At 71.5% G+C, this 23,662-nt stretch carries 18 protein-coding genes and 1 pseudogene; 13 read left to right on the top strand and 6 right to left on the bottom strand.

All coding sequences use genetic code 11. The annotated features are described in order from the left end of the window. Nucleotides 1-284: 284 nt before the first annotated feature. A complete protein-coding gene (locus tag ACQP0U_RS21195) occupies nucleotides 285-482 on the top strand; it encodes a DNA-binding protein (RefSeq protein WP_433309737.1) in 198 nt (65 codons plus the stop codon). 172 nt (nucleotides 483-654) lie between these two features. Beyond that, nucleotides 655-1,854 (top strand): FAD-dependent oxidoreductase, encoded by a 1,200-nt coding sequence (locus ACQP0U_RS21190; protein WP_433309735.1) that lies wholly within the window; start codon nucleotides 655-657, stop codon nucleotides 1,852-1,854. 213 nt (nucleotides 1,855-2,067) lie between these two features. On the opposite strand, the pseudogene ACQP0U_RS21185 reads toward ACQP0U_RS21190, so the two are convergent. Further along, a pseudogene (locus ACQP0U_RS21185) lies at nucleotides 2,068-3,081 on the bottom strand (LLM class F420-dependent oxidoreductase); the annotation flags it as partial. A 331-nt stretch (nucleotides 3,082-3,412) separates the two neighbouring features. Here ACQP0U_RS21185 and ACQP0U_RS21180 point away from each other — a divergent pair. Both ACQP0U_RS21180 and ACQP0U_RS21175 read left to right on the top strand, forming a co-directional pair. After that, nucleotides 3,413-3,862 (top strand): SCP2 sterol-binding domain-containing protein, encoded by a 450-nt coding sequence (locus tag ACQP0U_RS21180; protein ID WP_433309732.1) that lies wholly within the window; start codon nucleotides 3,413-3,415, stop codon nucleotides 3,860-3,862. A 68-nt stretch (nucleotides 3,863-3,930) separates the two neighbouring features. Continuing rightward, complete coding sequence (locus ACQP0U_RS21175; protein WP_433309729.1) at nucleotides 3,931-4,212, top strand: hypothetical protein; 282 nt, start codon at nucleotides 3,931-3,933, stop codon at nucleotides 4,210-4,212. Here the strand turns inward: ACQP0U_RS21175 and ACQP0U_RS21170 are convergent. The 5 genes from ACQP0U_RS21170 to ACQP0U_RS21150 all read right to left on the bottom strand — a co-directional run bounded on the left by ACQP0U_RS21170 (nucleotide 4,179) and on the right by ACQP0U_RS21150 (nucleotide 10,494). Next, nucleotides 4,179-5,144 carry a MerR family transcriptional regulator gene (locus ACQP0U_RS21170; RefSeq protein ID WP_433309726.1) on the bottom strand — a complete coding sequence of 322 codons (966 nt, stop codon included), beginning with the start codon at nucleotides 5,142-5,144 and terminating at the stop codon, nucleotides 4,179-4,181. The two genes, ACQP0U_RS21175 and ACQP0U_RS21170, sit on opposite strands and share 34 nt — an antisense overlap. A gap of 158 nt (nucleotides 5,145-5,302) precedes the next feature. Beyond that, entirely contained in the window at nucleotides 5,303-6,139 is an 837-nt protein-coding gene (locus ACQP0U_RS21165; RefSeq protein ID WP_433309723.1) for a helix-turn-helix domain-containing protein, read from the bottom strand. A 709-nt stretch (nucleotides 6,140-6,848) separates the two neighbouring features. Next, on the bottom strand, nucleotides 6,849-8,249 hold the full coding sequence (locus ACQP0U_RS21160; RefSeq protein WP_433309720.1) for a carboxymuconolactone decarboxylase family protein: 1,401 nt from the start codon (nucleotides 8,247-8,249) through the stop codon (nucleotides 6,849-6,851). A 44-nt stretch (nucleotides 8,250-8,293) separates the two neighbouring features. Beyond that, nucleotides 8,294-9,928, bottom strand: a complete 1,635-nt coding sequence (locus tag ACQP0U_RS21155) for a GMC family oxidoreductase N-terminal domain-containing protein (RefSeq protein WP_433309717.1) — start codon at nucleotides 9,926-9,928, stop codon at nucleotides 8,294-8,296. Beyond that, nucleotides 9,925-10,494 (bottom strand): DUF5987 family protein, encoded by a 570-nt coding sequence (locus ACQP0U_RS21150; protein WP_433309714.1) that lies wholly within the window; start codon nucleotides 10,492-10,494, stop codon nucleotides 9,925-9,927. The genes ACQP0U_RS21155 and ACQP0U_RS21150 overlap by 4 nt, the downstream gene beginning before the upstream one ends. Before the next feature lie 376 nt (nucleotides 10,495-10,870). On the opposite strand from ACQP0U_RS21150, the gene ACQP0U_RS21145 reads away from it, so the two are divergent. The 9 genes from ACQP0U_RS21145 (at nucleotide 10,871) to ACQP0U_RS21105 (ending at nucleotide 23,654) form a co-directional block, all read left to right on the top strand. Further along, complete coding sequence (locus ACQP0U_RS21145; RefSeq protein WP_433309711.1) at nucleotides 10,871-11,935, top strand: carboxymuconolactone decarboxylase family protein; 1,065 nt, start codon at nucleotides 10,871-10,873, stop codon at nucleotides 11,933-11,935. Between the two features lie 133 nt (nucleotides 11,936-12,068). Further along, the gene (locus tag ACQP0U_RS21140; RefSeq protein WP_433309710.1) at nucleotides 12,069-12,647 is read left to right on the top strand and encodes a hypothetical protein; all 579 of its coding nucleotides are present in this window, start codon (nucleotides 12,069-12,071) and stop codon (nucleotides 12,645-12,647) included. Next, the gene (locus tag ACQP0U_RS21135; protein WP_433309707.1) at nucleotides 12,644-13,216 is read left to right on the top strand and encodes a copper resistance CopC family protein; all 573 of its coding nucleotides are present in this window, start codon (nucleotides 12,644-12,646) and stop codon (nucleotides 13,214-13,216) included. The genes ACQP0U_RS21140 and ACQP0U_RS21135 overlap by 4 nt, the downstream gene beginning before the upstream one ends. Before the next feature lie 102 nt (nucleotides 13,217-13,318). Further along, a complete protein-coding gene (locus tag ACQP0U_RS21130) occupies nucleotides 13,319-14,311 on the top strand; it encodes a DUF1702 family protein (protein ID WP_433309704.1) in 993 nt (330 codons plus the stop codon). 147 nt (nucleotides 14,312-14,458) lie between these two features. Further along, nucleotides 14,459-15,427, top strand: coding sequence for a DUF1702 family protein (locus ACQP0U_RS21125; RefSeq protein WP_433309701.1), 969 nt, complete (start codon nucleotides 14,459-14,461; stop codon nucleotides 15,425-15,427). A 75-nt stretch (nucleotides 15,428-15,502) separates the two neighbouring features. Further along, nucleotides 15,503-21,301, top strand: a complete 5,799-nt coding sequence (locus ACQP0U_RS21120; RefSeq protein ID WP_433309698.1) for a type I polyketide synthase — start codon at nucleotides 15,503-15,505, stop codon at nucleotides 21,299-21,301. Nucleotides 21,302-21,306: 5 nt separating this feature from the next. Beyond that, nucleotides 21,307-21,747: an acyl-CoA thioesterase gene (locus tag ACQP0U_RS21115; RefSeq protein WP_433309695.1), complete on the top strand. Its 441-nt coding sequence runs from the start codon at nucleotides 21,307-21,309 to the stop codon at nucleotides 21,745-21,747. Nucleotides 21,748-21,768: 21 nt separating this feature from the next. Next, on the top strand, nucleotides 21,769-22,302 hold the full coding sequence (locus tag ACQP0U_RS21110; protein ID WP_433309692.1) for a flavin reductase family protein: 534 nt from the start codon (nucleotides 21,769-21,771) through the stop codon (nucleotides 22,300-22,302). 59 nt (nucleotides 22,303-22,361) lie between these two features. After that, entirely contained in the window at nucleotides 22,362-23,654 is a 1,293-nt protein-coding gene (locus ACQP0U_RS21105) for a cytochrome P450 (protein WP_433320995.1), read from the top strand. The last annotated feature ends 8 nt before the right edge of the window (nucleotides 23,655-23,662 follow it).

The following is a 23,662-nucleotide window of genomic DNA, read 5'->3' as shown; positions in this document are numbered from 1 at the left end:
GCATACGCGTGACACGGGTGGCGCTGGGCAGACTTGTTCCGGCGTCACACGCGGTCCTGCCGATCCGCGGCAGGATCACGCGCCGGGCAGGGTCCACGCGGCCGCGACGCCCGATGACGCTGCCGATCGCGCCGGTGCCCGCTGGACCCGGACCCTGGTCCGCCACTCCGCGGTGCGGCGCACGACTCGCCGGCACCGGAACGTTTCCGGACCCTCTCGGCACCGCCACTGGGGCACGATGAACGCCGGACGGGCGCGTCCGAAGAACCGAAGGGAGTCACACGATGGCGGAAAGCACTGATCTGCCGAGCTCACTGGGCAAGCCCGCGCTGCGGGCGCTCGAGGGCGCCGGCTACACCAAGCTGGAGCAGTTCACCAAGATCAGCGAGTCCGAGGTCAAGGAACTGCACGGAATGGGCCCGAAAGCCCTGAGCACGCTCAAGTCGTCGCTGAAGGCGAAGGGCCTCTCCTTCCGGAACTGAACCGTAACGACCGGGTGGATGGCCGTTCGCCACCCACCCGGTCTCGTCGTACCCGTCGCCCGGGCACCCGCCACCGCACTCTGGAAGGCGGCATCTGCTGGGAAACGGGTACGGAGGCCGCATACCAGCTCCGTCTCGCGGCAGCGTGGGACGTCGACCCGAAGGAAGCGGCATGACACAGGCCAGAACAGCCATGATCATCGGTAGCGGCATCGCCGGCAGTGTGGCGGCGCTCGCGTTGCACCGGGCAGGCATCGAGCCGACAGTGTTCGAGGCGTACGACCGCCCGTCCGACGATGTCGGCGGCGAGTTGATGCTGGCGCCCAACGGGATCGACGCGCTCCGCATCGTCGGGGTCGAGGACGACGTGCACCGGCTTGGCAGCCCCATCCGCCGCACTGTGATGACGGACGGCCGAGGCCGCCCGTTCGGCGAGTTCGAGCACCTGCCCGATCTGCCGCCGAGCCGCGCGGTCAAGCGCGCGGACCTGCAACGACTGCTGCGCGAGCGGACCGAGGCGGCGGGTGTCCGCACCGTGTACGGCCGGCGGTTTGTCGACGCCACGGACTCGCCGGACGGCATCACCGCCAACTTCGCCGACGGCAGCAGCGCGACCGCCGACGTCCTGATCGGCGCGGACGGCATTCGATCGACAGTCCGACGCCTCATCGACCCGTCCGCACCCACGGCCCAGTACACCGGGATGCTCGGCTTCGGCGGCGCCGTGGAGGTGCCGTCGGTCGGTGAGCCGGGCGTCATGCATCTGGCGAACGGGCACGACGGCTTCTTCGGCCACTGGATCGGTTCCGACGGGCGCGTCAACTGGTTCAGCAACATCACCAGCGACGAGCCGATCGCGATGTCCGAGGCGCGCCGGGTGTCCGCGGACCGATGGCTGAACCGGTTGCGCCGGGTGCACGCCGAGGACGTACCTGCGCGGGACGTGCTCGACCGGGCCGGGCCGCAGGACGTGTTCCCATTCGGCGCCATTGAGATCCTGCCCCCGCTGCCGACGTGGTACCGCGGGCGGATGGTGCTGGTCGGGGATGCCGCGCACGCGCCCTCCCCGGTGTCCGGTCAGGGCGCCTCGTTGGCCTCGGAGAGCGCCGTGCAGCTCGCCCGGTGCCTGCGTGATCTGCCCGGGGTGCAGGCGGCGTTCGACACCTACGAGAAGATGCGCCGGCCCCGGGTGGAGAAGATCGCTGCCGACGCCGCGCGCGCCAATCAGGCCAAGGCACCCGGCCCGGTCGCGTCCGCGCTCATGCGGCTGCTGGCCCCGGTCGCGCGGCACACAGTGCTGAAGCCCGAGCGGATGTTCGGCCCGGTGCACCGGCACCGGATCGACTGGAACCGGACCGTCACCGCCGTTTGACGGTCTCGACCGTGCTCGATTCCGCTGCGGCCGTCGCGGCACCACCGAGTCGGCCTGTGGAAGCTGATGCCCAGCGTCACGGGGGGCGCGTCGAGCCGGACCGCCGTGCCGGCCAGCCGGGTCGCGGAGCTATGGACGCGCGTCCGAACCGTCCGCGCCCCGGCGGCCCCGGGCCCCGGGGGAGACCGACGGCGTCGTCCGGTCTGCGGTGTACGCCTCATGAACCTCCCGCAGGGCACGGGTGCCGCCGCCGAAGACGGTGACCGCCAGCTCGGTGACGCCGGCCTCGGCGAACTCGCGGAGTCGCCCGGCGATCCGGTCCACCGGTCCGAGCAGCGACGTACGGTCGACGAAGTCCGCCGGTACGGCTGCGGCCGCCTCGGCGTACCGCTTCGCCAGGTACAGCTCCTGGACGTCACGGGCCGCGTCCGCGTATCCCATCCGTGCGGCGAGGAGGTTGTAGAAGTTGCGGCCTCGGCTGCCCATGCCGCCGAGATAGAGGGCGACGTGCGCGCGGACCCGGTCGACGCACCGCCCGACGTCGTCGCCGATGGCGAGTGGCACTGACGCGATCACCTCGAACCCGTCCATGGTCCGGCCGGCTCGGTCCCGGCCGGCCCGGACGTGCCGCAACTGCTCGGCCGCGAACTCCGGGCTGAGGAATGCGGCGAGCCAGCCGTCGCCGATCTCCCCGGCCAGTTCCAGGTTCCGCGGGCCGACCGCGGCCAGATAGATCGGCAGGTTCGGGCGGGGCGGATGTACGGTCAGCCGCAGGGCTTTGCCGGCGCCGCCGGCCAGCGGCAGCGGGTAGTGCCGGCCCGGGTGGGCGAGTGGGCGCCGGGACAGGGCGAGGCGGAGCACATCGACGTACTCACGGGTCCGCCCGAGCGGGTCGGCGAAGGGCACGCCGTGCCATCCCTCGGAGACCTGTGGTCCGGAGACGCCGAGGCCCAGCCGGAACCGACCGCCGGACAGGCGATCGAGGGTCGCGGCGGTCATCGCGGTGAGGGCGGGGCTGCGGCCCGGCGTCTGCATGACGGCGGAGCCGATGTTGACGGACCGGGTGTGGGCGGCGATCCAGGTCAGCATCGTCACCGCGTCCGAGCCGTACACCTCCGCCGCCCACACGGTGTGGAAGCCGAGCCGCTCGGCCTCGACGGCCAGCCGTACCCGGCCGGCGGCATCGCCAGCGCCCACAAGATGTCCCAGATTCAGCGACAGCCGCATCTGACCATCGTGGCCTCGGATCGCATCGGCGGGCATCTCGCGCCGTGCCGTTTCCGCAGCGCACGGCACCGGTCGACGCCCGATCAGACCGGTCCTGCACCTGCGCAGCCTGGGAGGTGCCCCCGGTCAAACTTCGCGGCGAGGATGTGTGACGAGAGCAGGGGGGTGGCGATGACCGGAGGGCGCGGCAGCCGCACCGCTGCTGTGGTGAGCACGATGGCGGCCGCACATCAGGGGCAGCCTCGTATGAGGCAGACGGAGGGTCGTCACCGCCGTGGGCGGGTGCCGGCGGTCCAGCGACGTGTCTCTCATCCGGCGTTGGAGGAGTCTGATGTCCATCCACGATTCACGTGTCGAAGCTATGGATCCGGTCGAGTTCGCCCGTCTGGTCAAGCACACTCCGGACAACGAGCTGCGCCAGGTCATGCGCGGTGAGCGGCGTGCGGAAATCCTCGATCATTTGATCGGCGGGATGCTGTCAGCGTTTCGGCCCGAGGTCGCCGGCCCGACCCGGGCGGTGGTGCACTGGCGCATCGGCGATCGACCGGACGGCGGGGTCGACACCTACCAGATGGTCATCGCCGACGGCGTCTGCACTCTGTCGTCCCGCGTCGACGGGCAGCCACAGCTGACCTTGAACCTGGCCGCGGCCGATTTCGTCCACCTGGTCACTGGCAACGCGCACGCGGTGATGCTGGTGATGAAGGGCCGGTTGAAGACCCGCGGTGACCTCGGTCTGACCGCCCGGTTCCCCACCTTCTTCGCCGCCCCCCGGCCCTGAGCGGCGCGGCCCGGACCGGTGGAGGCGTCCGTGTCCAGCTGGCAATTCGGCACGTGAGGAGCGACGACATGACTGACACCGGTGCGCACGGTGAGGATGGGCGCGATGCCGAGGATTCGGCCGCCGGCTCTCGCCGCGAGGACCTCGAAGACCCGTGGCGCGGTATCCCGGCCACGCTCCTCGACGGTCCCGGCTACCGCATCGGCGGGCCGGCTGGGGAGGGGCGACATGCCCAGGAAACGCTCGGCAACTCTCGCCACGAGGACCTCGGAGACCCCTGGCGCGGCATACCGGCCACGCTGCTCGACGGGCCCTTCTACGACCCCGACGCAGCGGGTGACTCCCGATGAGCGGCGGGCTCGCGACGCGCACCGTCGTGCGGTACGACCTGGGCAGGACCCGGGGGCGCCACCGGGTCCCGTGCGCCGGTTGAGGTGCGCGCACCGCGGCCGGTGCAGGTGTCGCCGCTCTCCGGCCGGGCACGGCGCCCGTGCCCGTCTCCCACGTGCCTCTCAGCCGGCACGGTCGGCCCGGCGGGGAAGCTGTGGAGGCACCCCGGTCGCTGGGTCGCCGGCTTGCCGCGTGCCGTTCGCCGGCGTCGCGTCGGTGGTGGGGAGCGGCCGTGCGTCGACGGGGCCGCGCCGGACGAGTCGGCCGGGCCGCCGAGACGCTCGGTGACCAAGTGCTCCTGGGCCATCCCGCGCAGCGCGGCGAGCGCGGCGTCGAGCAGCACCGCGCGGGCCACCGCGGCGGCCCGCTCCACCTCCATGTCGTCGCGGGGAAGTAGGCTGAGTTCGCGGTCCGCGGCCTGTTCCGCGAGTTGCGCGTACGGATGGAAGAACTCGGTGCCGTGGCTGCAACCGAGCTGGCGCAGAGCTGCGAGGACATGGGCCAGCCGGTTCCGACCCGGGACGTCGTCGCCCACCTGCCAGCCCAGCTCGTTGATGAGGCGGTCGACCTCGGTTCGTTCGGCCGTCACGTCGTTGACGGCCTTGGTTTTGTCGAGGTCCGGGTACACCACCCGGTTGGCGGTCCGGTAAAGAGCGGGCAGTGGGAGGTCGTCGTCCTCGATGGCCGTGAGCAGTTCCATCACTGTGGACAGTTCAAGCTGGCCGATGCCGGTCATCGCCCGGATGAAGAGCAGGCGACGTCGGTGTGCCTCGCCGTACTGCGCCTGGTTGCGGCCAGTCAGTCGGCCTGGTGGGACGAGGCCCTCCCGAAGGTAGAACTTTATCGTTGCGACGGGCACGCCGGTGCGGCGGCTAAGGTCAGAGATGCGCATCGAGTTCCCCCAGCTGGTCGACACAGCCCCGCGGTGCGATTCTCCCATGTAGAAGGGGTGGAGACTGGTGGTGATCCCATGGCACGCTCGTGGCGGAAGCGTTCGGGCCAGTCGCCGTGTCGCGTTTGTGGCCCCGTCCGGGGCCGATAATCGAGCCGTCAGGCAGCGGTACGGCCGGACTCGCGGAGCTTCGTGATCATTACGGGCGTGGGGCTCAGGGGCGTCTCGGGGGCCTGCTGTTCCGCCGCGACCCGGGCCAGCGCGAGCCTTCGGCTGTCCATCAGGGCCAGTAGCACGGGCGGATCGATGCTCTGGATGGGCTGTAGATCGAGGTCCACCCGGATGTCAGAGTTCCACGAGACCGTCAGCGGGCCCTCCGAGGCCACCGCGATCGGTCGGTTTGCCTCGTCGGGACGCCCGCCCGCGTCGGTGTCGACGGCTTGAGCCAGCAGGTACCAGGTGCCCGGCGGCACCGTGCCGAAGTGGAAGTAGCCACCCTCGGGTAGCACCGCGCACCGCACCGGACGACCCTCGGGGATGCGGTCCGTGAAGAGGCCGACGAAGACCGGCCCGTTCGGCCGGCCCGGCAGCGCGGGGATGCGGCCGTGTACCCGGGCCTCGGAGAGCGGGGCCGGTCCCGGGTCGGTCGCGATGTGCGTGGCGTAGCCGGCGCGGCGCCGGTAGGTGGTCGGCGACATGCCGACGCTGCGGGTGAACCGCGAGCTGAAGGTGCCGACGCTGTTGTAGCCCACCCGGAGGCTGATGTCGGCGACGTTGAGTGTGGTGGAGATCAGCAGGTGTTTGGCGCGTTGCAGACGCAGCGCGGACAGGAAGCGGCCCGGGGAGACCCCGGTGATCCGCTGGAAGATCCTGGTGAAGTGGAACTTGCTGAACATGGCCGCCCTGGCCATGTCGTCGACGGTGAGCTGCTCGCCGAGATTCTCTCGCATTGTGCTGATCGCGCGATTCACGGCCTGTTTGGTCGATTCCTCCATGATGCCTCCCCCTGACCCGTCCGGCGATTTGTCGTACTAGCTCGCAATAATTGTCGTGTAAAGCATCTCGGGTTCGGTCCCATCGAAGCTCAGCAGTGATGCGTATGATTGCGTTGGTATGTCTGCCGTCTCACTCCGATCGCCCCGAAGGGCTCCGCTTCCGGTCGAGGCTAGCCCAGCCCCGAGCGATTGACAATACTGCTGATCATCAGGGGCAATAGAGCGCAATCGTGAAGAGAGGAACGCCTTGAGCAGTGCTTTCGACGCTCATATGCAGGTCGACGGTCATCCATGCGGATAGCGGTGCGACCCACTTTCCACGGGGGGTGCCGAAAGTGGTCAATTTGGAAATCGGTCACGGAGACGGTGCCTCTGGGCTGCGGTTTGACGCGAAACGTCGGCAATTGTCGATCATGTACCCGGCGGTCCGGCTACCTTCAGTGAATCTGGCAGTTTGCTGACTGAAAAAGATTATTGACCGGAGTGATGGGCGGACGGTAGGATTATTTATTCACGTTGTCGGCACGATTTTAATGCCGTTGAATAGTCAGGGTTTTCCGGATTGCCAATATCTGTTTTGCGTTTAATGGAATTTATCGCTGGAATTTTTCACACCGCCGACCAGTGGCCAATATCTGCCAATTCTCAATCGGGTGTAGAACGGGTGGGTCAGGTGCTCGTCGCGCTGGTTTCGACCGGGCCCGGAGAATCAGTCGGGGCGGATTTCGGAAACCGCCGTCCGACCCGGTGAACAATAGGAGGAGTGACAGTGGAATCGCGTCGGCCGCACCGCCTCGTGCCACCCGGCACGGTCCCCGTCAGGATGGGGCGAGGGTTGCCTGACCGGCCCCGTACGAGTATCCCGTCCGCGCGGGACACCCGTGTGAGACACACCCGAGGGACGCGTCCTACCGCTCGGGTAGGCGTACGACACGGGCCGCGTCGTTGTCACCTCAAGCCGCCGCCGGCGATATCCGGGAGCCGTCGGGCGGGCCGTATGCCCTCCAGGATCAACCGATGGTGCGCCGGCTCCAGCCCGGCGTCGGGGCCGGCGGGACGCGAAGGGCGCGCGCGCCCAGGTGACGGGCGGCGGTGAGGCTCGACCAGGCGGCCAGTTCGACGAGGCCACGGTCGTCGTACCCCCGGGCGCGCACCCGGTCGACGTCGGCGGCGGTGACCCGGTAGGAGGCGATCGCCACCAGCAATGCCAGGCGCCCCGCCGGGCGGTCCGGCTCCGGCAGGCCCGCGACGCACTCGTCGAGCCAACGGTGTCGCAGGGCGGCCGGGCGCGCGTCCAGGACGGGTGCGGGCGCGTCAAGGCGAGGAGCTGCGCCGTCACCAGCCGGCGTACCGATGCCGGGACGGTGCGTTCGCCTGCCGCGTCGACCACCGCCGCGGACCGGGCGAACGCCGCCACCAGGTGCGGCCGGTCGCCGGTCCAGGACAGGTCCGGCGGCACTGTCGCCGGAGGCAGCAGGCCCGGGGACTCGCCCGGGACCACGGTCCTGCGGGCCAGCCCGGCCAGGATCCGGACCGCACCCCGGCGCAGCACCGCCGTGACCGGGTCGGGCGCCGGCGGCAGGGGCGAGTCCGGCAGGAAGACGTTGACCATCCGGTTCAGGTAGTGGAACACCACCGCGACGCCGACCAGTTCGGGACCGTGCTCGGGCGGGAACGGCGGCGGCCCGCCGTAGGCGGCCCAGCGGGCCAGTTTGCGCAACCGCGGGTCCCGCAGGTCGGCCAACTGCCCGGTCAGCACGGCGGCGGCGTCCGGGCCGCTCAGCAGGCCGGCGAGGGTGCCACCGTGCACGTCCATGCAGTACGGGCAGCGGTTGGCCTGGGAGACCCCGGCGGCCACCACCTCCCGGGCCTCCCGGTCCGTCCGCCCGGACGCCAGCAGCGCCTCGCGCAGCATGGTCCAGGCCGCAGCGAGCATGACCGGAGAGGCCGCGTGCAGCGCCACCGGCGGTGCGAGCATCCCGAAGTCTCGTTCGACCTGCTGGTACACGGCCGCCACCGGGCCGTCGGCCCGGCTCGGCGAGACTGGCGCGACGTGGCGGAGTTGCAACGCCGTGGCGGGTCGAGTGACCCTCGCGATGAGCTTTCGCACCGTTTCCCCCTCGGAAGAACAGGCGCCGGCCGACGCCCGATGGTTCAGCGGGCGAACACCGCCCGGCGGCCGGCGGTCTCGCCGTCCGGCGACGGCGCGCCGTAGGTGACGGAAACCCCCCGCTCCTGCGCAGCCCGAACGATGCCCGGCATCGCGCGTTCGGCCAGGGCGGCGATCGTGAACGCCGGGTTCACCGTGAGCGCACCGGGGACCGCCGATCCGTCGGTGACGAAGATTCCCGGGTGTCCGCGCAGCTCGTGCCGGTCGTCCAGGGCCGAGGTGGCCGGGTCGTCACCGATCCGGCAGGACGCCAACGGGTGCACCGTGTACGCGCCGACCAGGTCGTTCGTCCACGGCTCGACCCGGGCCAGCCCGTCGCGTTCCAGGATGTCCTTGATGTCGGCGTCGGCCAACGACCAGCCCCGCCGGGTGTTCGCGGTGGGCCGGTAGCTCAGCGGACCGTGCCCCAGCATCTGTTGGGAGAAGCGGTGCGCGTTGCCGGTCTCCGGCGGTGGCCCGAAGACGCCCTCGTTGTCGTCCTCGGACATGATGAAGATCGTCAGCCAGGACTGCCAGCGGCGCAGCATCTCCTTCTTGTCCACCCCGAACCAGGTCGGGCCGCTGGCGTCGGGCGCCTGCGCCAGGATGGTGCCCAGCCCCGGCGGGAAGTAGAGCTGCTCCAGCGAGTAGCGCTCGAACTCGGGCAGGTTGCCGTCGAGCCGGTCCCAGCTGGCCACCGTCGGGCCGCGCCCGATCTGGTACGCCTCGTAGGCCCGCCCGTCCGGTCGGGACAGCCCGAGCACGTCGCGGACCCGGTCCTCGTCGAAGACGGCGGTGTTCAGTCGCTCCCCGTTGCCGGAGAAGTAGCGCCCCACCCCGTGCGGCATGGTGCCCAGCCCGGGCTCCGACCGTTGCAGGATCACCGGCGTGGCACCGGCGCCCGCCGCGACGATGACGAGCTTCGCGTCGATCGCACCTTCGTCGTGCAGGATCCGGTAGTCCTCGCCGTCCACGATCCGGTAGTGCACCCGGTAGCCGCCGTCGTCGTTACGGGAGAGCCGTTGCACCTCGTGCAGCGGCCGGATCTCCGCGCCGTGGGCGAGCGCCGCCGGCAGGTAGTTCAGCAGCAGTGAGCGCTTGGCGTCGAACCGGCAGCCGGCCATCATCCAGTTGCAGTTGGTGCACATGTCCACGTCGACGGCGGACGGCGCCGGGTTGGCGGTGCGCCCGGCGTGCCGACAGGCCGCGGCGAACAGGCCACCGGCGTAGGGGATCTTGTCCCAGGTCTGCCGGGTGATCGGCAGCGCCTCGGCGACCCGGTCGTACCAGGGTTCGAGGGCGTCCCGGCTGATCGAGCTGGGCCACATCCGGCGGCCGATGCCGCCGCGTCGCTCGAACACGAAGCGCGGCGCGCGCGGCATGGTGGCGAAGTAGACCACGCTTCCGCCGCCGACACAGTTACCGCCGAGCACGCTCATGCCGTCGCCGACCACGAAGTCGAAGACCCGGGTGTACGACGAGCCGAGCAGGAAGTCGTGGTCGAACTCCTCGCTGCGCAGCCACGGACCGCGCTCCAGGACGGTCACGCGGGCGCCGCCCGCCGCGAGGTGGTACGCGGGGATGGCCCCGCCGAAGCCGCTGCCGATGATGAGAACGTCGGTCGATTCGATGCTGGTCATGCAGGGCTACCCGTCGCCGTCGTGTCGGGATGGAGGTCGGCCAGCTGTCGGCCGTAGGAGAAGGACTCGAACCGCCAGATGCCGTCGGCCTGCGGCTGTTCGTAGCCGATGGTGAGCAGCCCCGGGTGGCCGGCGGCCAGCGCGGCGGGCGTGCTGAGGTGGGCGGCGCTGTCGAAGGCCATGTTGCTGAACAGGGCCAGGCCAACCCACATCTGCTTTTCCGGGTGACCCGGCTGGGTGAGGTCGGCGACCAGGGCGGTGCGGTGGTCGAACGGCAGCGCCACGAACGGCGGCACCGTCGGGTCCAGTGTCAGGTCGTGGCCGGCTGCGTACTCCCGTGCGTGGTCGTTGAGGGAGAACACCAGGGAGTCCAGCCCTTCGGCCAGACCGCCCGCCGGGTTCTCGAGAAGCTCGACCGCACCGGCCGCCACCGCACCACCGCCGGCTGACACCCCTGCCACGGCGCGGTCCCCGGGAAACCGTTTCTCGCCGGGGATGATGGTGTCCGCGAACGCCTCTAGCACGAGGGTCCGATCCGGATTGCGCTCGGATTCGTCGGGCTGCACCGCATCGCCTCCTGTCCGTGGTCGGCGCGCCGGTACCGGATCGTCCGCCTAGCGGACGCGCGACCGGAGGAGATGCCCGCCGGGCCGGTCAGTGCCGTGGCCGTCGTGCCGGACCCGCGGCGGTGACCCACCGGACACCGCTCACGGATCGCTGTCCCACATCGTGACGGCAGCACGACAGGGACCGCATCTTCGTCCTTGCGCTCGTACGGAATGCCCCGAATCTGGAGAAAACCCCCGGGGCCCGTGCAGGGCTTCTCCGGTCGTGCGCTGGATCGGTCGGCCCCGCTCCAACGGGCCGCCGCACGCTGATACTGACCGGGAACACGACGACGGATGGAGGGCGGACATGGTCGCCGGGCGGGTAGCGTCCTCAATGGTGCGTCGCCAGGTCAGGTACGTGTCCCCGGTCTCCCCCGGCGCGGCCGGCGGGCTGGTCGCCGAGGTGTACACACAGGTGGCCGACGAGATGCGACTCGTGGTGCCGCCCGCGTTGATGCACTCCCCGGCACCGGACGTGCTGGCCGCGTACTGGGCGCTGACACGGGAACCCCTGGTCACGGTGGGGTCGGTGGACCGGGCCACCAAGGAGGCGGTCGCCGCGGCGGTGTCGGTGGCCAACACCTGCCCGTACTGCGCGGACATGCACACCGTCGGCATGTACGACCTGTCCGGTGAGCACGCCGCCGAGGCGGTCGCCGGCGACCGGGTGCAGGACATCACCGAGCCGGCGCTGCGCATCGCGGTGGCGTGGGCGCGTACCGCACACCAGTCCGACGACGCCGCGCCGCCGCCTGCGGGGCTGTCCCCAGCAGACCGCGCGGAACTGGTCGGGGTGGTTGTCGCGTTTCACTACCTGACCCGCATGGTGAACGTGTTCCTGGCAAACTTCCTGCTGCCGCCGGGCCTGGCTCCGTGGTCCCGTCGCCGACTCAAGCAGGGGATCAGCCGGGCCTTGCGTCCCACCCTGCGGGAGCCACGCGAGCCGGGCCGGGCCTCGGGCCTGCTGCCCGCCGCGCCGCTGCGCGCGGCCACCGCCTGGGCGGCGCCCCGGCCGGCGGTGGCCGCCGCTGTGGGTGCGGCCGACCAGGTCTTCCGCGCCGCCGGTGACCGCGCGCTCTCCCCAGAGGTACGCGACCTGGTCACCGCGCACCTTTCGAGGTGGCAGGGGAGGGAGACCGGGATCAGCACCGACTGGTGCGAGCGGCTGATCGCCGACCTGGCACCGGCGGACCGGGCCGCCGCGCGGTTGGCACTGCTCACCGCGGTCGCCTCGTACCAGGTCGACGAGGAGGTGGTGGGGGAGTACCGCCGCCACCACCCGGAGGACCGGTCGCTGGTCGACGCCGCGGCCTGGGCTGCCTGGTCGGCGGCTTCCCTGGTCGGCGCCCGGCAGGCGGCCCACCCGGTGACCGGGCCGCCGCCCCAGCGCCACGACTGACCACCGTCCCGCAACTGGTCCGGCGGGAACTGAGCATTGTGGAAGAAGAACCCTGCGCCGCGACCCGGAAGGGTGGGAGAGGATGCCGTCCGCAGGGCTCGGACGGCGACGGCTACGTTGACAGGAGGCCAGGATGAGTGTTGATGCGGCGCGAACCGGGAGGGTTGGCCCGACCAACTGGTGGAACGGCGCCCACCACCGTACCGCGCTGAACCTGTTCATGGTCGTGGTGCTGGCGCACTGGGCCGAGCACCTCACGCAGGCGTTCCAGATCTGGGCGCTGGGCTGGTCCGTGCCGGAGTCGCGCGGAGTGCTCGGTCTGGCCTTCCCCTGGCTGGTCACCTCCGAATGGCTGCACTACGGGTACGCGCTGGTGATGCTGGTCGGCCTGTGGCTGCTGCGCGGCGGGTTCGTGGGCCGATCGCGCACGTGGTGGATGGTCGCCTTCGGGATCCAGTTCTGGCACCACATCGAACACCTGATGCTCTTCGTGCAGGCTCAGACCGGCACGTTCTTCTTCGGCCGTTCGGTTCCCACCAGCTTGTTGCAGCTGGTCCTGCCCCGGGTCGAGCTCCACCTGTTCTACAACACGGTGGTGTTCCTGCCGATGGTGATCGCGATCATCCTGCACCTACGGCCGAACCGGGCCGAGTCCGAGCTGATGACCTGCAGCTGCGCCCCACGGCTGGCCGTGGCGCCCAGCACGCCGTGACGGCGCCGGAAGCAGCGCGTTCGGGGCCTGCTTCCCGCTGGTTCGGGTACCTCGTCGCCGCTGTGGTCTGCGGAGTGGTGGCGCTGGCCGCACTCACCGACAAGCCGACCGCCCGGGTCGTCGCGGTGACGCCGGCGGACGGCGCGACAGTGGCCGGTCCGCCGGACCAGGTGGTGGTCACCTTCGAGGGCACGGTGCGGGCGAGGGAGTTCCATCTGGCCGTGGCGCCGGCCGGTCAGAGCCGTTCGATAGCAGCCGGTCCGGCGAAGCTGGAGGAGCAGCGGTTGGTGCTGCCCGTCCGCATTCAGGCCGCCGGGGCGTATCTGGCCGCCTACCACGTGCTGTTGACCGACGGACGGCAACTGAACGGCACGACCCGGTTCACCGTGGCCGCTGGCGGGCCGCTCGTGTCGGTGGCCGCCGACGACCCCTCGGTCGGGCCCGGTGGGCACCAGCACGGTGCCGACGACCCGCTCAGCGTCGGCCTCCTCGTGCTGGACCTGCTGCTCGTCGTGGTCGTGGCCGTCGTGCTGCTGCGCCGGCCGCGGATCCGGGTGGGGCGGCGCTGACGGTGACCGGGAGCGCATGAACGAAGGCGCGCGCGGTGCGGCCGGCGTACGACGATGGGTACGCCGGCCGCGGCACGTCGCCGGGCCGTGAGGAGGACGACGATGCCGACGACCCTGGGTTCGATACGGCGGCTGGTCCTGACGCCGTCGCTGGCGGAGACGACCTTCGCCCGCCGCGGCTTCCCCGTGACGCCCGGCCCGGTGACCCGCCGGCTCGAGGCGATTCCGCAAGCGGTGATCTGCGGGTTCGAGTGGGGCATTGACATGCGCGACCAGTGGGAGCTGGAACGTCGTCTGGAACTGGTCGAACCGGAGATGCGCGGCTTCGCGTACGAGGGTGCGGCGATGGCGCTCACCGTCATCGACGCGATGCCGGGGCCACGCCGTCACCGAGCCCGGGAGCTGCTCGCCGGTCCGGGCCGGCCGCACACCTTCCTGACCTATATCGGCATCGGGTTCGCCATGGCCCGCCTGCCGCGCCCGTTGTGGAAGGGTGTGCTGCCGGATCTGGCCGGCACCCCCTACTACCCGACGATGAGCTGGCTGGCCGTCGACGGGTACGGCTTCGACCGGGCGTACTTCGAGACCGAGCGGTGGGTGACCCGGCAGGAGTTGCTGCCCGCGTACCCCTGGCAGGGGCGGGCGGACTACTTCCCGCGCGCCGTCGACCAGGGCATCGGCCGGGCGCTCTGGTTCATACACGGGGCCGGCGCGGCGGACGTCGCTGCGGCGGTCCGGCGGTTCGCGCCGGCCCGGCAGGCGGACCTGTGGAGCGGCGTCGGCCTGGCGGCCACGTTCGCCGGCGGCGCCGACCTCGGCAGCCTGCGCTCGCTGGTGGACGCCGCCGGAGAGGACCACGCGCACCTGGCGCAGGGCGCTGTCTTCGCGGCGAAGGCCCGGCACTTCTCCGGTTTCCAGCCGGCGCACACCGAGGTCGCGCTGACGGCACTGGCCGGCATGTCGGTCGAGGCCGCCGCCGCCCTGGCCGACGACGTCGCGGTGGACAGCTTCGCCGACGACGCCGAACCGGACTACGAAGTGTGGCGCCGCCGCATCCGCGCTCATTTCCCGGTGCCCACGACGCGTGTGTCGTAGCGATTCCCGCTACCCGTTTTTACGCCCATTTTCCGGGCGCGGCCCCTGCCTGCCCGGGGTCGGTGCAAAGCGTCGCAACAATGAAGAAGAATGTTCGCGCCCGGGCTGCAAATATTGGCGACATATCTATTGCCCTGGGGGTGCCTGATGAGAGCTTGGCGAAGGCTGCGACGGCGTGTCCTGACCCCTGACATCTCGCAGACGAAGTGTGACGTCCGGGGCTTCCACGTCAAGGACGAGGCGACGCGCGAGCGCCTGGAGACCGTCGGCGAGTCCTTCCTCACCGGCTTGGGTGAGGCCGCGGAGGCCCGCGTCGTGGTCGACGTCGTCGCGCCGCTGGAGCGGTTGGCGCCCACCTGGCGCGGCTTCGCCTACGAAGGCGCGGCCATGGGCCTGGCCATCCGCGACGCGCTGCCCGGGCGGGGCGGGCGGGTGGCCGAGTTCCTCGCCGGCCCCGGTGACCCGCACGTCTACATGGCGTACGTCGGGGTGGGCTGGGCGATGGCCCGGCTGCCCCGGTTCCTCTGGTCCGGGCTGTACGCGCCGGACCCACTGCTGCGCTGGTTGGTGCTGGACGGCTACGGCTTCCACCAGGCGTACTTCCGCACCGGAAGCTACATCGAGCAGCGCTACCGCGAGGAGAGCTTCCCCTGGCCCGGCGACGACTCGGGCGGGTACGCGGTGCGTGCGATAGACCAGGGCGTCGGCCGGGCCTCCTGGTTCGTGGTCGGGGCCGATCCGGACCGGCTGGCCCGCCTGTTCGCCGGGTTTCCGGAGCGGCGTCGGGCGGACCTGTGGGCCGGTGCCGGGCTGGCCGCCACCTACGCCGGCGGCGCTGACGAGGCGGGGCTGGAGCGGCTGCGCGAGCTGTCCGGGCCGTACCGGGGCGAACTGGCCCAGGGGTCGGCCTTCGCGGCCGGGGCCCGGGTGCGCGCCGGCCTGACGGTGCCGCACAACGGGGTGGCCACCCGGGTGCTGTGCGGGTTGTCCACGCAGGACGCGTCGGCGGTCACCGACGACACCCGGATCGGGGTGGCCCCGGCAAACGGCCTCCCGGCGTATGAAGTGTGGCGGCAGCGAATCAGGAACGTGCTCGTGCCGGTTCGGAAAAATTGATTTGCTTCATTCACCGAAGACCGTGCGCGAATTGTTCCGTGCTGCGCGGGGCGTTTGAGGAAGGGCGTAGTCAGTATGACAAGAATCGCTGTGGTGGGCATGGCGTGCCGCTATCCCGACGCCACGTCACCGCGGGAGTTGTGGGAGAACGCGCTGGCTGGCCGGCGGGCCTTCCGGCGGCTGCCCGACGTGCGGTTGAAGCTGGACGACTACTGGGACGCCGATCCGAAGACCCCGGACCGGTTCTACTCGCGTAACGCGGCGGTCATCGAGGGGTACGAGTTCGACCGGGTGGCCTACAAGATTGCCGGCAGCACCTTCCGCTCCACCGACCTCACCCACTGGTTGGCGCTGGACGTCGCGGCCGCCGCGCTCGCCGACGCCGGCTTCCCGATGGCCGAAGGGCTGCCCCGGGAGCGGACCGGCGTGGTCATCGGCAACAGCCTCACCGGTGAGTTCTCCCGCGCGAATCAGCTCCGCCTCCGCTGGCCGTACGTGCGGCGGATGGTCGGCGCGGCGCTCAAGGAGCAGGACTGGGACGACGACCAGCTCGCCACCTTCCTGGACGGCTTCGAGGCCACCTTCAAGAGTCCGTTCCCGGAGGTCGACGAGGACACCCTGGCCGGCGCCCTGTCGAACACCATCGCCGGGCGGATCTGCAACCACTTCGACTTCAACGGTGGTGGATACACCGTCGACGGTGCCTGCTCCTCGTCGCTGCTGTCGGTGGCCACCGCCTGCAAGACGCTGATCGACGGCGATGTGGACGTCGCGGTCGCTGGCGGTGTCGACCTCTCCATCGACCCGTTCGAGATCATCGGCTTCGCCAAGACCGGTGCGCTGGCCACCGGCGAGATGCGGGTCTACGACCGCTCCTCCAACGGCTTCTGGCCGGGCGAGGGTTGCGGCATGGTGGTGCTGATGCGGGAGGACGAGGCCCGCGCCGGGGGACACCGCATCTACGCCTCGATCGCCGGCTGGGGCATCTCCTCCGATGGCAAGGGCGGCATCACCCGGCCCGAGATCAACGGATACCAGCTGGCGCTGCGCCGCGCGTACGAGCGCACGGGCTTCGGCATCGAGACCGTCGGGCTGTTCGAGGGCCACGGCACCGGCACCAAGGTCGGCGACGCGACCGAGTTGGAGGCGCTGTCGCTCGCCCGCACCGAGGCGGACCCGTCGGTGCCGCCGGCCGCGATCGGTTCGGTGAAGGGAATGATCGGTCATACCAAGGCAGCCGCCGGAGTGGCCGGCCTGATCAAGGCGGCGATGGCGGTGCACCAGGAGGTGCTGCCGCCCGCCATCGGCTGCGTGGACCCGCACGCGCTGATCAGCGAGGGCACCCCCGCGCTGCGGGCGCTGCGCCGGGCGGAGGCCTGGCCCGCGGACACACCGGTTCGCGCCGGGATCACCGCGATGGGCTTCGGCGGCATCAACACCCACATCGTCCTGGACAACTCCCGTCCACGGCGCAGGTCGACGCTGGACACCCGTACGCGCGCGCTGGCCACCGGCCTGCAGGACGCCGAGCTGCTGGTGGTTGACGCGCCCACCCCGAAGGATCTGGTGCAGCGGCTGGACCAGCTGATCGAGTTCGTGCCGTCACTGGCGTACGCCCAGCTCGCCGACCTGGCCGCGACCCTGCACGGTGAGCTGCGCGAGCAGCCTTTCCGGGCGGCAGTGGTCGTCTCCTCGCCCGAGGACGCCGAGCGGCGGCTGCGCAAGGTACGCGACTCGGTGGAGGCCGGGGAGACCCGGATGTTCTCCGCCGACGGCCGCTGCCTGGTCGGCCACGTCAGCGGGCCGGGACGGATCGGTTTCCTCTTTCCCGGCCAGGGCTCCGGACGGGGCGTCAGCGGCGGCGCGCTGCGTCGCCGGTTCGCCGAGGCGGAGGAGGTGTACCAGCGGGCGAACCTGCCCACCGGCGGCGACGTGGTGGCCACCGAGGTGGCCCAGCCGCGCATCGTCACCGGCTCCGCCGCGGGCCTGCGGGCGTTGACCACGCTCGGCATCGAGGCAGCCGTGGCGGTCGGTCACAGCCTGGGCGAGATCGCCGCGCTGCACTGGGCCGGCGCGATCGACGAGGCGGGCCTGCTGCGTATCGCCGCCGTGCGGGGCCAGACCATGGCCCGGCACAGCGCGTCCGGCACGATGGCCAGCCTCGGTGCCGCGCCGGAGGCCGTCGACCCGCTGATCGCCGACCTGCCGGTGGTGATCGCGGGCTACAACAGCCCTGACCACACCGTGATCGCCGGTACGGAGGATGCCGTCAAGGCTGCGTGCCGGAAAGCGTCGGACGCGGGGCTGAACGCCACCGTCCTGTCCGTCTCGCACGCGTTCCACTCGCCGCTGGTGGCCCCGGCCGCCCTGGCGTTCGGCGCGGCGCTGGCCGATGAGCCGTTCCGGCCGCTGGACCGGCGGCTGGTCTCCACGGTCACCGGCGACGTGCTGCCGGCCGACACCGACGTGCCCGCCCTGCTGTGTCGCCAGATCACCGACCCGGTGCTGTTCACCCTGGCGGTCACCGTCGCCGCGAAGGACGTCGACCTGTTCGTCGAGGTCGGGCCGGGCCGGGTGCTGACCGGGCTGGCGTCCCGGACCACCGACGTGCCAGCGGTCGCCCTGGACACCGACGAGGAGTCGATCGCCAGTCTCCTCAAGGTGGTCGGCGCGGCGTACGTGGTCGGTGCGGCACCGGTGGACAGCGGGCTGTTCCACGGCCGGCTGATCCGGCCGCTCCAGATCGGCCAGCGGTTCTCCTTCTTGGCCAACCCGTGTGAGCAGGCGCCGCCGCTACGGCTGCCGGAGGCCACCGCCGCGGCGGCGCTCACGCCGGCCGCCCGGTCCGCCGAGCCGACGGTCGCGGACCTGCTCGGCGAGTCCACCGAGGAACAGTTGCGCCAGTTGGCCGCCTCGCGGGCGGAGCTGCCGCTGGAGACGGTGCAGTCGGACAGCCACCTCCTGGACGACCTGCACCTCAGCTCGATCACCGTCGGCCAGGTGGTCAACGACCTCGCCCAGCGGATGGGTGTGCCGGCCGCGTCGCTGCCCACCAACTTCGCCACGGCCACCGTCCGCGAGCTGGCCGAGGCGTTGGATGAGTTGTCCGGTACGGCTGGGCAGGCCGGGTCGGTGACCGAGCCGTTGGTGGCCGGAGCCGCTGCCTGGGCCCGGCCCTGGCGGGTGGACCTGGACGAGCTGCTCGCGCCCGCGCGGGTGGCTCCCGAGGAGACCGGCCGGTGGCGGGTGCACGCCGCACCCGGACACCCCTGGGCCGACCGGTTGGCCACCGCCCTGCAGCGGGCGAACCTCGGCGACGGGGTGCTGGTCTGCCTGCCCGACCCCTGCCCGGAGGAGGCGCTCGACCTGGCGCTGACCGGGGCCCGGGAGGTACTTGGCGGCGACCCTGGCACGCGGTACGTGCTGGTCCAGCACGGTCGCGGCGCGGCCGGCCTGGCCAAGACGCTCCGCCTGGAGGCACCCCGCGCCCGGGTCACCATCGTCCACCTACCCGACGACGAGGCCGTGGTGGACCGGGTGGTGACCGAGGTGGCGGGCACCGTCGACTACCGCGAGGTGCACTACGACACCTCCGGCGTACGCCGGGTGCCGACGCTGCGCGCCATGCCGGTGCGTGCCGCCCGGCCCCGTCCCGCGCTCGGCGCGGACGACGTGCTGCTGGTCACCGGCGGCGGTAAGGGCATCACCGCCGAGTGCGCGCTCGCCATGGCCACCGACAGCGGGGCGAGCCTGGCCCTGCTCGGCCGTTCCGACCCGGCGGCCGACACCGAGCTGGCGGCCAACCTGGCCCGGATCGCCGAGGCCGGGGTGACGGTCCGCTACGCCCGCGCCGACATCACCGACGCCGAGCAGGTACGTCATGCCGTCGCCGACCTCACCGCGCAGCTCGGCACGGTCAACGCTGTCCTGCACGGTGCCGGCCGTAACGAGCCCGCCTCGCTGGCCAGGCTGGACCTGGCGGACTTCCGGAGCACGCTCGCGCCGAAGATCGACGGCCTGCGGGCCACCCTGGAGGCGGTCGACCCGGACCGGCTCAAGCTGCTGGTGACCCTGGGCAGCATCATCGGCCGCGCCGGGCTGCGCGGCGAGGCGCACTACGCCACCGCCAACGACTGGCTGGCCGAGACCACCGAGGAGTTCGGCCGACGGCACCCGGGATGCCGAGCTGTCTGCCTCGAGTGGTCGGTCTGGTCGGGTGTCGGCATGGGCGAACGGCTCTCCGTGATCGAGTCCCTCACCCGCGACGGGGTCACCCCGGTCACGCCGGACCAGGGCATCGCGATCCTGCGCCGGCTGCTGGCCGACCCGGACGCGCCCGGCACGGTGGTGATCAGCGGCCGTACCGAGGGCATCGACACGGTCCGGTACGACCTGCCGGAGCTGCCGCTGCTGCGGTTCGTGGAGCGGCCGTTGATCCGCTACCACCGCGTGGAGCTGGTCACCGAGGTCGACCTCAACGTCGGTACCGACCTCTACCTGGCCGACCACCTCCTCGACGGCAACCTGCTCTTCCCGGCGGTGTTCGGCATGGAGGCGATGGCCCAGGTGGCCGGTGCGGTCACCGGCGACGGACGGGTGCCGGTCATCGAGCGGGCCGAGTTCCTCCGGCCGATCATCGTCCCGCCGTACGGCCGCAGCCGAATCCGGGTGGCCGCGACGGTGACCGACGACGACACCGTCCAGGTCGCCATCCGCAGCGAGGAGACGGGCTTCGCCGCCGATCACTTCACCGCGACGATGCGCTTCACTGACACGGTGGCCCCCGACGGCCCGCCTGACCAGGTCTGCGACGAGATCGCCCCGGTGTCGATGTCACCGGCCGACGATCTGTACGGCGACGTGCTGTTCCAGGGTGACCGGTTCCAGCGGCTGCGCCGCTACCGGCGGGCCGCCGCCCGCCACGTCGACGTCGAGGTGGAGGCACTCGACGACGTCGACTGGTTCGCCCGATTCGTGCCAGACCGCCTGCTGCTCGGTGACCCCGGTGTGCGGGATGCGCTGATGCACGGCAATCAGGTCTGCGTGCCGGACGCCACGCTGCTGCCGGCCGGGGTGGAGCGGATCCACCCGGCGGGGGAGAAGCTGACCGGCCGGGGTGAGCTGCGCTACTGCGCCACGGAGCGTAGCCGCGACGGCGACACCTACGTCTACGACATCGTCCTGCGGACCACCGCTGGCGAGGTAGTGGAGCGCTGGGAGGGCCTGCGACTGCGTGCCGTGCGCAAGCAGGACGGTCGCGGCCCCTGGGTGGCGCCGTTACTCGGGCCGTATCTGGAGCGGGCGTTGGGCGACGTCCTCGGCGCGCAGGTGGCCGTGGCGGTCGAGCCGGACGGCCCGACCGAGCCGATCGACCAGCCGGGCGGGCACCTGGCCCGGCGGCGGGCCCGGTCGCGGATCGCGGCGCGGCATTCGGCTGGCGAGCCGGTCGAGGTGACCTACCGCCCGGACGGCCGCCCGGAGATTGCGGGCGGGCGGACGCTGTCGGTGGCGCACGGCGCGGGGCTGACCCTGGCGGTGACCGCGACCGGCGCCCTCGGTTGCGACGTCGAAACGGTGCTCCACCGGGACGACGCGGTGTGGGACGGCCTGCTCGGCGAGCACGCCGACCTGGCCCGGCTCATTGCCGCGGACACCGGTGAGGACGCCGACACGGCCGCGACGCGGGTCTGGACGGCGCTGGAGTGTGTGCAGAAGTCCGGCGGCCAGCCCGGCGGACCGCTGACCCTGCTGCCCTCGCCGCGTCCCGGCTGGACGGTGTTCGGGGCCGGCGAGCTGCGGGTAGCGGCCTTCGTCACCGCGGTACGCGGCGTCGACGAGCCGGTGGTGTTCGCGATCCTCACCGAGGGGAGGTGACGACGGTGGAGCGCTGGTTCGAGTACCGGCACACGGTCGGGTTCGAGGAGACCAACCTCGTCGGCAACGTCTACTACGTCAACTACCTGCGGTGGCAGGGGCGGTGCCGGGAGATGTTCCTCAAGGAGCGGGCGCCGGCGGTCCTGGCCGACCTCCGGGCGGATCTCAAGCTGTTCACGCTGCGGGTCGATTGCGAGTTCTTCGCCGAGATCACCGCCTTCGACGAGCTGTCCGTCCGGATGCACCTGCGTGAGCTGGCGCAGACCCAGATCGAGTTCGGTTTCGACTACGTCCGGCTGGACGCCGACGGCGGCGAACTCCTCGTCGCCCGCGGCTCGCAGCGCGTGGCGTGCATGCGCGGCCCCAATACCCGCACCGTCCCCACCCGGGTGCCCGAGGCGTTGGAGGCCGCGCTCAAGCCGTACGCCGTGGGCGTACGGGCCTGACCGGCGACCTCAGGAGTCACTGTGACTGCTCATCCCCAACCCACCGGCCTGGTGACCGACTCGAAGACACTCCGCTGGGCACTTGCCGCCTTCGCCACCGGCGTCACGGTGGTCACCGTAGGCGGCCCGACCCCGCACGGCATGACGGCCAACTCATTCACCGCTGTCTCCCTGGATCCGCCGCTGGCCCTGGTCTGTGTCGGCCGGGACGCGATGATGCACGGCGCACTGACCGATGCCGGGCAGTTCGGGGTTTCGGTGCTCGCCGCGCCGCAGGAGCCGGTGGCCCGCTACTTCGCCGACCGGCGCCGGCCGCTGGGCCGGGAGCAGTTCGAGTTCGCCGAGTGGCGGGCTGGCAGCCGGACCGGCTCGCCGCTGCTGGTCGGCGCGATCGCGCACTTCGAGTGCGAGTTGTGGCAGGCGTACGACGGCGGGGACCACAGCATCTTCATCGGCCGGCTGGTGGCGCTGGACCGGAACGCCGACGACGCGCTGGTCTTCGTCGACGGTCAGTTCCGCCAGTTGGAGCGTGAGCGTAGCGGGGCGACGACGTGAGCATCGCGACGCGGGCCCGCCGGACGCCGCCCGGTCCGCCGCGCCTCGCGGCGCTACGCATGCTGATGGTGATGAATCGCGACCGGCTGGGAATGATGACCTCGGCTGCCCAACGGTACGGCGACGCGGCGCGCCTGCCCGTCGGCCCGAAGAGCCTGTACTTCTTCAACCACCCGGACCACGCCAAGCACGTGCTGGCCGACAACGCCGCCAACTACCACAAGGGCATCGGGTTGGTGCACGCCCGGCGGGCGCTCGGCGACGGGTTGCTCACCAGTGAAGGCGAGCTGTGGCGCAAGCAGCGCAAGGTGATTCAGCCGGCGTTCCAGAGCCGGCGGATCGCCGCCCAGGCCGGTCAGGTGGCGGAGGAGGCTGCGGCCCTGGTCGAGCGCCTCCGCCGCCGGGCCGGCGACGTCGTCGACATGTCGGATGAGATGACCTCGCTGACGCTGGGGGTGTTGGGCCGTACTCTGCTCGACACCGACCTGGGCCGGTTCCCGACCATCGGTGGTGACTTCGCCGCCGTGCAGGACCAGGCGATGTTCGAACTGGCGACGTTGAGCGCGGTGCCGCCGGTGCTCCCGCTGCCCCGGCAGCTGCGGTTCCGGCAGTCCCGGCGGCGGCTGGAGGGGATCGTCGACCAGTTGGTGGCTGAGCGCGGCAGTGCCGACGACGATCGGACGGACGTGCTGTCCCGGCTGATCGCCTCCGCCGGCCGGGAGCGGGATCCGCGCGTCGGGCGCGCCCGGCTCCGCGACGAACTGGTCACCCTGCTGCTCGCCGGCCACGAGACGACCGCCAGCACACTGAGCTGGACCCTGTACCTGCTCGACCGGCACCCCGAGGTGCGCGAGCGGCTGCACGCCGAGGTGGTCTCGGTGCTCGGTGACCGGCTGCCCACCATGGACGACCTGAGCCGGCTGCGCTACACCACGATGGTGCTGGAGGAGGTCATGCGCCTCTACCCGCCGGTGTGGCTGCTGCCGCGCAAGGCCCTGGCCGAGGACGAGGTGGGCGGCTACCACGTCCCCGCCGGCGCGGACGTGCTCATCTGCACGTACACCCTGCACCGGCACCCGCGGTTCTGGGCTGACCCGGAGCGATTCGACCCGGAGCGATTCGACCCGGCCCGCTCCGTCGACCGACCCCGGTACGCGTACATCCCGTTCGGCGCGGGGCCTCGGTTCTGCGTGGGCAATCACCTGGGTCTGATGGAGGCCACCTTCGCCACCGCGTTGCTGGTGCGGGATCTGCGCCTGACCCGTCCGGCGGGTCGTCCGGTGGTGCCTGAGCCGATGCTGTCACTGCGGGTGCGCGGCGGCCTGCACATGCGCGTCGGCCTGCCCGACTAAATAGTGGT

The sequence above is a fragment of the Micromonospora sp. CA-269861 genome, assembly GCF_050948505.1.
GTDB lineage: Bacteria > Actinomycetota > Actinomycetes > Mycobacteriales > Micromonosporaceae > Micromonospora.
This window is presented reverse-complemented; position numbering and strand designations above follow the sequence as displayed.